This is a genomic window from Pseudomonas oryzihabitans (assembly GCF_032027545.1).
Lineage (GTDB): Bacteria > Pseudomonadota > Gammaproteobacteria > Pseudomonadales > Pseudomonadaceae > Chryseomonas > Chryseomonas oryzihabitans_F.
This window is the reverse complement of record NZ_JAVSJB010000137.1, coordinates 1-246: the sequence shown is the minus strand read 5'-3', so window position 1 is coordinate 246 and position 246 is coordinate 1. Positions and strand designations below refer to the sequence as shown.

At 65.9% G+C, this 246-nt stretch carries 1 pseudogene; it reads right to left on the bottom strand.

The window, feature by feature from the left end:
- Positions 1-246 (bottom strand): annotated as a pseudogene (locus tag RND78_RS28065) (integrase core domain-containing protein); the annotation flags it as partial.

Sequence of the window (246 nt, the reverse complement as noted above, 5' to 3'; positions counted from 1 at the left end):
TGGCAACGGAGCCCGACTGATGGGCGGTTTGTAGTGGAGGCTGGAATGCGGCCTGTGCCAACCGTAGTGATGCAGCCACGCGGGTAGGTGCCGGGCTCGCTGCTCGGAGCTGTCGTAGCAGCGAGCCTAGGCCCACTCACGCAGACTCGCCTGGTTGAAGCGCTCGGCCTTGCCGTTCGTACGCGGCGTCTAGGGTTTGGTGCGGAGGTGGTTCAGCCCGAGCCGAGCACACAGGCGCCGAAACGA